This is a genomic window from Caballeronia sp. (assembly GCF_049581465.1).
Taxonomy (GTDB): Bacteria; Pseudomonadota; Gammaproteobacteria; order Burkholderiales; family Burkholderiaceae; genus Caballeronia.
The window spans coordinates 1-10585 of record NZ_JBAUSA010001067.1; the positions used below are offsets into that span (position 1 = coordinate 1).

Here is a 10585-nt window from a genome sequence, read left to right on the forward strand (position 1 = left end):
GCGCGAACGTTTGCGGCCAAGACGCCCACCACCGCCGAACCGGGCATCCTGGTGCCGGGCGGCCGTCGCCAGACGCTCACGTTCGCCGATCTCGGCGCGCTCGATCCGCTGCAATTGAGCGGCACCGACGGTCAGAACGGCGTGCCTTTCTCCGTGCGCGGCGACGAAGTCGTGACCGGCGCGATCCTGCACCTGATCTATAGCTACTCGCCGGCGTTGCTGCCCAACATCTCGCAACTCAAGGTGCTCGTGAACGGCGAAGTCGCCGCCACGCTGCCGGTGCCACGCGAACAGGCGGGCATCCTGGTTGCGCGCGATGTGTCCATCGATCCGCGTTTCATCACTGAATTCAATCACTTGAATGTGCAGTTGATCGGCCACTACACGCAGCAATGCGAGGACCCGTCGAACTCCACATTGTGGGCAACCGTCAGCAACGCGAGCTCGCTCGACCTCACGTATGCATCGCTTGACAGCAAGCCCGATCTCGCCGCATTGCCGCTGCCGTTCTTCGATCGACGCGATGTGCGCCGGCTCGAACTACCCTTCGTGTTCGCACAGAAGCCGAGTGCGCAATCGCTCGAAGCGGCGGGTGCGGTCGCGTCGTGGTTCGGCTCGCTGGCGGGGTATCGCGGTGCGGTGTTTCCCGCCCAGATCGACAACGTGCCGCTCTCGGGCAACGCCGTGGTGTTCGCGACGATGGATCAGCGCCCCACAGGAGTGAAGATCCCCGACATATCGGGTCCGACGATTGCCGTGGTCGATCGCGAAGCGCCCGCCCGAGGCCGCCTGCTGCTGGTGATGGGTCGCAACGACGCCGAACTGAAGACGGCCGCGAAGGCGCTCGGTATTGGCCAGAACGCGTTGTCCGGCCAAAGCACCACTGTCACGCAGTTGAACGATCTCGCTCCGCGCAAGCCCTATGACGCCCCCAACTGGCTGCCAACGGACCGTCCGGTACGCTTTGGCGAACTGGCCGACGCACGCGATCTTTCGGTGACCGGCTTTAACGCCGATGCCGTGCGCGTGAACCTGCGCGTGCCGCCCGACCTGTTCATGTGGCAGACCAAGGGCGTGCCCGTCGACCTGGGCTATCGCTACACGGTGCGCCCGGCGCCCGACCGTTCGACGCTGAATATCAGCGTGAACGACGGCTTCGTGCAAGCGCTGCGGATTCCCGCCGCGTCCACGTCAACCTTCGATCTCGCCCGCTATTTCAGTCGCGTCCTGCCCGACAAGACGGCCGGCGCGCGGCATGAAGTCTATTTGCCGCCCCTCCTGCTTACCCCGCGCGCGCAGTTGCGCCTGCACTTCTTCTACGACTATCCGAAGACGGGCGAATGCCAGGGTCGCGTACTGGATAACGTGGTCGGTTCCATCGATCCGAACTCGACCATCGACCTCTCCGGCTTCCCGCATTACATGGCCCTGCCCGATCTCGCGGCGTTCGCTAACGGCGGATTCCCGTTCACGCGAATGGCCGATTTGTCGGAGACGGCGGCGATTTTGCCTGACGATCCCGGCTCCGCCGACTACAGCTTGTTCCTGCTTGAAATGGGTCGGATGGGGGCATCGACGGGATATCCGGCAACCGGCGTGAGCGTAGGCGAAGCTGCCGATGCCGAGAAATTCGCCGACAAGGACCTGCTGATTCTGGGCTCGCCCGGCCGCCAGCCGTTGTTGCAACGCTGGGCCCGGCAGATGCCCTTTTCCGGCGATGGCGAATCGCGCAATTTCGAACTATCCGATGTCGCCTTCAAGGTGGTCGACTGGTGGCATGGCGATCACGGCGTGCAACGCTCGCCGGCGCGCGCGGATTTGTCCCTGGTGAGCTCAAGCGGCGACGCGCTGATCACCGGCTTCGAATCGCCGTTGAAGAAGGGGCGCAGCGCAGTGGCCTTGGTCAGCGCGGCGGGACAGTCGGACGCAGACCTGTCCGCTGCGTTACTCGATACCGACCTGCTGCCCGATATCCAGGGCGCCATGGCCGTGATCCACGGCCGCGAGGTTGCCGTGACGTCGAATGGGCAAGAGTACTACGTCGGCAGCCTGACGCCGCTCGAATACATGCGCTGGGCGTTGTCGTCGCATCCGTTGCTGCTGGTGTTGAGCGGGTTGCTCGCGGCGATCATTTTGGCCGCTCTGTTCTACCGTGCGCTGCGTGCAATCGCTGTGCGTCGTTTGAGGGATTGATATGCAGTCGGGTTTCAAGCGCGAATTAAAGATTTTGGCAAAGAATTCAGCAAAGATTTCGGCAAAAAACGCATGGTTGGCGGTGGCATTGATCGGCTCGACCGCCAGCGCCAATGTGGCCGACGCCGCGACACGCGCGCAATGCGCCGGCCAGACCGCTGGCTGGGCTTCATACCGTACGTTCACGGAACGCTTCGTGCAGTCGGACGGTCGCGTGATCGACCCTTCGACACCCACGCAACAGACGACGTCCGAAGGCCAGTCCTACGCGATGTTTTTCGCGCTGGTCGCCAACGACCGTGCCGGCTTCGACCGGCTGCTCAACTGGACGCGCGCGAATCTCGCGGCGAACCAGTTCGAGCCGGGCAATGTGCGTTTGCCAGCGTGGCAATGGGGCCGCAAGCCCGACGGCTCGTTCGGCGTGCTCGATGCGAATTCAGCATCGGACTCGGATGTGTGGATTGCTTACGACCTGATCGAGGCCGGACGCCTTTGGAACGACGCGTCTTATACCCAGCTCGGTACAGCGCTCGCGGCGCAGATCGTGCGCCACGAAGTGACCGACCTCGCGGGTCTCGGCCCGATGCTGCTGCCCGGCCCCCAAGGTTTCAAGGACAACGATGTAACCCGTCTTAATCCGAGTTATTTTCCGTTGCCGGTACTGCGCGGTTTGGCGCATGCCATGCCCAACGGCCCATGGAACAAGCTGGCGGAGAACGGCTACACGCTCGTCAGGACGACTGCGCCGCACGGCTTCTCGCCGGACTGGGCGGCTTACAAGACGGGGCAATTCGTCGTCGATCCGAAAACCGGCGGCACCGGCAGCTATGACGCCATCCGTGTCTATCTGTGGGCCGGGCTGGCATCGAACGCCGATCCGCTGGCGAAACCGTGGCTGGCGGCCCTTGGCGGCATGCGTCAGGCGGTGGCCGGGAGTGGCGTTCCACCGGAACGCGTGAACGTGTCGAGCGGCATGCCAAGCGGTGAAGGTCCGTTGAGCTATTGGGCAGCGCTTGCGCCCTACTTCAAGGCGCTCGGCGACGAGCGCGGTCTAGGCCTCGCCCGCGCGCACCTCGACGCGCTTGACGCGCCGATCACCAACACTAGCCGCGATCCGGTTTATTACGACCGGGTGATGGGACTGTTCGGCACCGGCTTCATTGAAGGTCGTTACCGTTTCGACGAAGCCGGCCAACTGGTGCCGAGCTGGAGAAGTCAATGCTGAAACGGTCCAGGTTGTCATCGCGATTGCACGCACGATCCGGCTCAAGCTCGCGGACGCATGCGCTGGCGCTGGGCGCATTGAGCGCTGCGGCGGCTTGCACTACGCTCGTGCCTTTGTCAGCGCTCGCGCAAGCGGCGAGTGCAGCGGCTGGTGCGGCGAGTACGAGTACCAGTACGGCCGCCAATGCGCCGCTCAATGTATTGATCGACCAGGGGCGTTACTGGCAGGCGCATCGTCGTGGCGATCTGGCCGAACAGGCATGGCAGAAGGTGCTGCGTATCGATCCGAAGCAGCCCGATGCGCTCTACGGCATGGGCATCATCCTGTCCGACCGCAAGGACGGCAGCGGTGCGCAGCAATACCTCGCGCGCTTGCGGGCGGTCGCGCCGCAATATCCTGATATCGATGAACTCGGCCGGCGGCTTGGCGAAACCAGCGCCCGCGACCAGACCGTGAACGACGCACGGCGGCTCGCACAAAGCGGGCAAAGCGCTTCGGCGGTGCAGGAATACAGACGTGCGATCGAAGGCAAGCCAGCCACGCCCGAACTCACGCTGGAGTATTACCAGGCGCTCGCGGCCACGCCGCAGGGCTGGGACCAGGCGCGCGCCGGCCTCACACAACTCGCTCACGATAACCCCAATGACCCGCGCTACGCCCTCGCGCTCGCGCAACACCTGACCTATCGCGACACCACGCGGCGCGAAGGCATCGCACGTCTCGCGCAGTTGAGCGGCGACAGCACAGTCGGCGATCAGGCCAAGAAGAGCTGGCGCCAGGCGCTGTTGTGGCTGGGCGCCCGCGCGTCCGACGCCCCGCTCTACCAGGCCTATCTGCAGATCTCCCCCGACGATGCCGCCGTCAAGGCCCGCTTCGATGCAATGGTCCAGCAGGACAAAGCCGGACGCGAGCGTGCCCAGGCGGACGCCGCAGTCGATGCCCGCGGCCGCGCGGTCGCCGAAGGTTTTGCAGCGCTGGATCGAGGCGATATTGCGACGGCGCGAGCGCGTTTCTCGATCGTACTCACCAGCAATCCTAACGATGCAGACGCGCTCGGCGGCATGGGCATCGCCGCCCTCAAGCAGGAAAAATTCGAGGAAGCGCGCAATTATCTCGAACGGGCATCGCGAGCGGGCAACCCTGCTCGCTGGAAGGACGCGCTCACGAGCGCGACGTACTGGACCTACACGAGCGACGGGATCGGCGCGCGCAGCAATGGCGATATCGCGAAGGCCAAGTCGCTGTTCGAACGCGCAATCGCACTGAACCCCTCCGACACCACCGCGCAAACGCTGCTCGGCGAAACCCTGCTCGCGAGCGGCGACACGCGCGGCGCCGAGCAGGCGTACCGGATGGCGTTGCGCCGCCAGGCGGATAACCCCGATGCAATTCGCGGGCTAGTTGGCGCACTTGCCGCGCAAGGACGGGGCGATGAAGCGCTTGCATTCGCGAACCAGTTGAACGCGGAGCAACAGAGCAAGGCAGGCGGCATCAGCCGGTTAAGAGGCGAAGCGCAAGCGGCGCAGGCGCGCGCGGCGGAAGCTCGAGGCGATCTGGGAGCGGCGCGAAGTCTCTTTGAAGACGCGTTGCTCAATGATCCCGACGACGCATGGCTGCGCCTCGATCTCGCGCGCATCTACGTGCGCCAGGGCGCGGTGGCGAACGCGCGCAGCATGATGGACGGCTTGCTTGCGCTCCACCCCGATATGGTCGACGCGCTCTATGCAAGCGCGTTGCTGTCCGCTGAAACGCAGGATTGGGCGGCGGGGTTATCGCAACTCGAACGGATTCCGGTCAACCAGCGTACCTCCGCGATGACCGTGCTGCAACACCGGTTGTGGGTTCACGCGCAAGCCGATCTCGCGGGCCGCATGGCGCGCGCGGGCCAAATCCGGCAGGCCGAAGCAGTGCTAGCCGGGGCCGTCCCGACCGCTCAGAACAGTCCCGAGCTAATCGGCGCGTTGGCATCGTCGTATCTTCAAACCGGCGACACGGACCGCGCACTCTCGCTTGTGCGCGGTGCAATGGCCGCCGCTCCGAACGATACCGGCTTGCTGCTGGAATATGCAGGCATCCTGACGGCCTTACCATCCACGCCGGGCCAGATCAACGCGCCGCAGGACGCGGAATTGTCGGCGGTGATGCGACGGCTTGCGGCGTCGCAGCTTACCCCGCAGCAACGGACGGACTTCGGCAACCTGAATGTTGGCATCGTCGTGAAGCAGTGCGATACCGTGCGGCAACGCGGCGATCTCGCGGGTGCGTACGACGTGATTGCGCCGTGGCTTGCGGCCATGCCCGACAACCCCGACTTGCAAGGCGCACTGGGCAGATTGTATTCGTCTGCCGGCGATGACCGCAGCGCGCTCGCGAGTTATCGTGTCGCGCTAACGCGGCGTCCCGACGACATCAGCTTGCAGGTTGCGGCGATCGGCGCGGCATCGGGGGCGAAGGAATTTTCGTTTGCTGAAGCGACGGCCGCGCAGGCGCTGCGCGCAGCGCCCGACGATCCAAGCGTGCTGGCTGGGACCGGGCGCATGTATCACGCCGAGGGCAAACTGTCGCTCGCATCGCAATACCTGCAGCGTTCGCTGATCGCGGCTAATACGCCTATCGGGCAGGTTCGGGTTGCAGGTGGTGCGAACGCGCAAGCCAACGTGCCTCGTGGCTGGGAGTCAGCCATGCAGCGCGTAGGATCCACGCCCTTGCCGGGTACGAATCCGTTTGAAGGAAAAACCTCTGTCGATACTGCGGCCGGCAGTGGCGCGCCGACCGGTCCGCTCAGCGGATTGTTCTCGAAGTCGTCGGCGGGTCTTCCACCGGGTTCTACGGGTTCGGGTGCATTGGGGTCCTCACAGCCGTATGCACAGCCGTATTCGCAGCCGGTTTTACAGCCCGCTTCGCAGCCGTATCAGCAGCCGTATTCACAACCGTATTCACCGGCACAGAACGTGCCCAATTACTTGCCGCCGCCGCAGAACGCGCCCTATTCGGCACCCTATCAAGCACCCTACGGCGCGCCGCCGCTGATGCCCGCTGGGTCCACGCGGCCGGTTTCGGGCAACGGCGGATATGGGCCCGACACCTACGGTTCCGCTCAGTCGGGCGGTCCTGCTGCCGCCCCGCTGCAACCTTACCCCGGCCAAGGACCGGCGCAGGCCGGCGGGCAGTATCAAGGTCAATATCAGCAGCCATATCAACCTGCGTATCAAGCGCAGAACCAGCAGCAATATCAGCCGTACGCGCAAAACGGCCAGCCCTATCCGCAGGCTCAGGCGCCAGACCCCGTGCAGAGTTCGCCGTGGCCGATGTCGCCGGCCGCACGTCAGGCCGAAGCGAATGCGCAGGCGCAATCGATGCAGCCACCGGGGTATCCCGCCGCGCCGGTCGCCAAAAACAAGCGGCCGACGACAAGCAAGCAAGCGGCATCGCGGCGTGCCGATGAAACGAACTACGCGCAACAACCTTATGGGCAGGCGGGATATCCGCAGCAACAACAGGCTTATCAACAGCAACCGTATCAACAACAGGCGTATCAACAACGGCCGTACCAGCAACAGTCGCAACGGCCGAATCCGCAGCAGGGCTATTCGCAACAGCAGCCGTACGCGCAAGCCTATTCGCAACAACAGCCTTATGCGCCGCAGGGCTACCCGCAACAACAGCAGGGTTACTCTCCGCAGCCCTACATCCCGCAACCGCCGCCGGGCTACGCTCAGGCCTACCCACCCGCGCAGGCCAATCCCGGCGCGGCCGACAATGCGCCGGTCAACGTGGCAAATGCGCAGACACTGGGTGTCGCCGATGAACTCGCTGACATCGACCGCGCCCGGGCCAGCACGGTCTCGGGTGGCGTGGTCTTTCGCAGTCGCTCAGGTGAAGATGGTCAATCGAACCTGACCGATATCGAAGCGCCCATTCAAGGGCGAATTGCAGCCGGCAACGGACACGTCATCGTCACTGCAACGCCGGTTACGCTCGATGCAGGCACGGCCTCGAACACCCCATCCGTGCTGTCGCAATTCGGGGCGAGTGTCGTGGGCGGCCTGACGGGCCAGAACCTGTCGGGCGACCAGACGGCGGGCGGCGTGGGTTTGTCCGTGGGTTATGAAAGCAAGAACATCAACGCTGATATCGGCAGCACGCCAATCGGCTTTCGAGAAGCCAACGTGGTCGGCGGCATTCAATACGATGGCGGCATCTCCGACAAGGTTTCGTATTCGCTGGCCGTTGCGCGCCGGGCCGTCACCGACAGTTTGCTGTCCTATGCGGGCACTCGCGATTCGAGCCTTAGCAACATGAACGACGCGACAGCGAATAGCCTGATTGCCAACGGCCTCACGCCCGCGCAGGTTGGCGCGCTGCGCTCCCTTGGGACACTGACCTGGGGTGGAGTGACGACGAATGGAGGACGCGCGGCTCTCGGCTGGGACGACGGCACGAGCGGCGCTTACGTCAATGCCTCGTACGAATATCTCGATGGCCACAACGTCGAGAGCAACACGGCGGTCAAGGGCGGCGGTGGTTTCTACACGCGCCTCTTCAAGGACGCGGACCAGTCGTTCACCGTGGGCGTGAACACCACGATGATGCATTACGACAAGGACCTGTCATATTTCACCTACGGCCAGGGCGGCTATTTCAGTCCGCAGCAGTATGTGATCCTGAACATTCCGATCGAGTACGAGGGCCGCAGCGGCCTCTTCACGTATGACGTGAAAGGTTCGGTCGGCGTGCAGCACTATCGCAAGGATGGTTCGCCGTATTTCCCGACCAACGGCATCGCCCAGGCAGCGGTCGCAAACCTGAGCGTTTCTCCGTACACCACGGGCGGCGTGTATCCGAGTTCGAGCACGACAGGTGTGTCGTATTCATTCAGCGCTACAGGCGAATACCAGCTTGCACCGCAGCTTATCGTGGGCGGAACGGTGTCGCTTGGCAACGCGTATCAGTACAAGGAGTATCTGGCAGCCGTTTATGTTCGCTACAGCTTTACGAAGCAGAACGGTGCGCGTCCGTTCCCGCCGACCGCGTTGAGTTCACCGTATTTATCGTCGACGAATTGAGGGTTTGATGGTTTGATGGTTATGAGCCCCGCGACGGGTTTGCGCGGGGCTCATTGTCAGGGAGCGTGGTTAGGCCCGGGGTTAGACCAGTACGCCGCCGCCATCCACCACATGAACCTGTCCCGTCGCGAACGCGTTTTCCATCAGGTAAAGACAGGCTGCCGCCACATCGCGGGCTTCGCCCACTCGTCCAACCAGCAGACGCTCGCCGGCTTGCGCGTACAGCGTCTGCCGGTCGGCGTCCGGCATATTTCCCCAGAGGTTCGTGGCGATCAATCCCGGAGACACCGCGTTCACCCGCAAAGGTGCAAGTTCGACGGCAAGTGCGCGCGTGAGCGCTTCCACCGCCCCGCACACGCTGGCGACGAACGCGAAGCCGTGGCGCGCACGAAGCGCCGCGATCCCGGTCGTGAGCACGATCGACCCGCCTGTCGCGATATGGGGGGAGCCATATTTCACGGCGGCGACCGCGCCCCAATAGCGGATCTCGAACGCGCGTCTCGCCAACGACAAGTCGGTGGCTTCGATTGTTCCTACCGCAAGCGAATCGCCAGCGGTGAACACGAGGTGATCGAAGCGGCCGGTCTTCGCAAAAAACGCCTGGATAGCGGCTTCATCGGTGAGGTCGAGCGTGTGGCCATGTATCGATGCCCGCGGCGCGAGCGACTCGGCCGCCGTCGCGACGCGGCCTGGATCGCTCGACGCGATCACCACTTCCGCCCCTTGCGCAAGCGCATATTCCGCAACTGCGTAACCGATTCCCGACGATCCGCCGAGCACGACCACTTTTTTTCCTTCAAGACGCCCTGCTTTGTTTCGATCCATCGTAGGACTCCTTCTAAAAACTGAAGCGGGTCGGATAGAAAGCGCCGTCCGACACGCATCGCTTTCAAATCAATACGCTTTTTCGATCAAGGAGCGCAGCACCGTATCGAGTTGCACGCGGCCTTTGCGCGATTCGGCTTCACCGCCTTCGAAGCAGATCCATCCTTCGTTGAAGCCATCGATCATCTGCATCCGCGGCGTCGGATTCTTCATGCCTTGCGAGCGAAACAGCGTTTCCCATGTATCGCGTGGCACGATCTCCATGCTCACCTTGCGGCCAAGCAAGCGGGTAAGACTCGCGGCGATCAACGCGGGCGATATGCGTACCGGCCCTTCCAGTTCGACGATACGGCGCCCCTCCCACGTCTCGCCCAGCAGTTCGAACGCGACGTGGCCTATGTCGGCCGTGGCGACCATTGGCACGGGTTTGTCTAGTGGCTGGAGGAAGCTCGGCACGATACCTGTTTCGCGAGCGGGCGCGATATCCCACGCAGCATTTTCGATGAACCACGCTGCGCGAAGAAACGCGACCGGCATGTCCAAGGGGGCCATTTCCTGTTCCAGGATCTGCAGTTGGTTCAGCAGGTTAGGCTGTGTTGCTTGTGCACCGATCGTGGATAGCACCACCACTTTTCCCGGCTTCGCAGCCGAGATCGCGGCACGCAGCGAGGCAATCGCCTGGCGCGCTTCGGGGAAACCGGGCGACGGATCGAAGGTGGGCGGCAAGAGGATGAACACGCCCTCGGTACCTTCGAACGCGCGTTCTAGCGCGGCTTGATCGTTGACATCGGCGAGTGCGATTTCGCAGCCTTGCTGCGCCCACGGCTTGCCTTTCTCGGCACTGCGCACGACGGCGCGGACTTCGTGCCCCGCGGCCAGCAAAAGACGCGCAACGACACCACCGACCTGCCCTGTAATTCCTGTAACTGCATACATGGCCTTCTCCTTAGACTTAAGCAGCGAGTGCTACCTTGAGAAGGATTTTGCGAGCGCGAGACAGGTTTGGCGATGACCCGGCGGTCATATCATTGATGATTTGGCGGCACGAATTCCAGATGGTTTGCTGGTCGCTCACCGACGAACAGATCATGCCGATGTTCGAGCGGACGATGTCATCAGTCCGCCGATCCTGACGCTGTTGCAAACGGGCGATACGGACCGGCGATGAGGATAAGTTGCGAGATTATCTTGCACCCTGCTCCGTCAGCTCACGCAGCGCGAGATGCTGCAAAAGCATGATCGTCTTCCCGTCCACGATTTCGCCACGATCCACGGC

At 63.4% G+C, this 10585-nt stretch carries 5 protein-coding genes and 1 pseudogene; 3 read left to right on the top strand and 3 right to left on the bottom strand.

Going from position 1 to position 10585, the window contains the following annotated elements; all coding sequences use genetic code 11:
- From bcsB to WCA53_RS26145, 3 genes are all read left to right on the top strand, one after another.
- A partial coding sequence (gene bcsB / locus WCA53_RS26135) for a cellulose biosynthesis cyclic di-GMP-binding regulatory protein BcsB (RefSeq protein WP_423917313.1) occupies positions 1 to 2193 on the top strand: 2193 nt, incomplete at its 5' end.
- Between the two features lies 1 nt (position 2194).
- Positions 2195 to 3418 (top strand): cellulose synthase complex periplasmic endoglucanase BcsZ, encoded by a 1224-nt coding sequence (gene bcsZ, locus WCA53_RS26140; protein WP_423917316.1) that lies wholly within the window; start codon positions 2195 to 2197, stop codon positions 3416 to 3418.
- The gene (locus tag WCA53_RS26145) at positions 3412 to 8484 is read left to right on the top strand and encodes a cellulose synthase subunit BcsC-related outer membrane protein (protein WP_423917319.1); all 5073 of its coding nucleotides are present in this window, start codon (positions 3412 to 3414) and stop codon (positions 8482 to 8484) included. The genes bcsZ and WCA53_RS26145 overlap by 7 nt, the downstream gene beginning before the upstream one ends.
- Before the next feature lie 81 nt (positions 8485 to 8565).
- Here the strand turns inward: WCA53_RS26145 and WCA53_RS26150 are convergent, their stop codons facing one another.
- The 3 genes and pseudogenes from WCA53_RS26150 to WCA53_RS26160 all read right to left on the bottom strand — a co-directional run.
- Positions 8566 to 9309 (bottom strand): SDR family oxidoreductase, encoded by a 744-nt coding sequence (locus tag WCA53_RS26150; protein WP_423917322.1) that lies wholly within the window; start codon positions 9307 to 9309, stop codon positions 8566 to 8568.
- Between the two features lie 69 nt (positions 9310 to 9378).
- Positions 9379 to 10245 carry an NAD(P)H-binding protein gene (locus WCA53_RS26155; protein ID WP_423917326.1) on the bottom strand — a complete coding sequence of 289 codons (867 nt, stop codon included), beginning with the start codon at positions 10243 to 10245 and terminating at the stop codon, positions 9379 to 9381.
- 247 nt (positions 10246 to 10492) lie between these two features.
- A pseudogene (locus tag WCA53_RS26160) lies at positions 10493 to 10585 on the bottom strand (GDP-mannose pyrophosphatase); the annotation flags it as partial.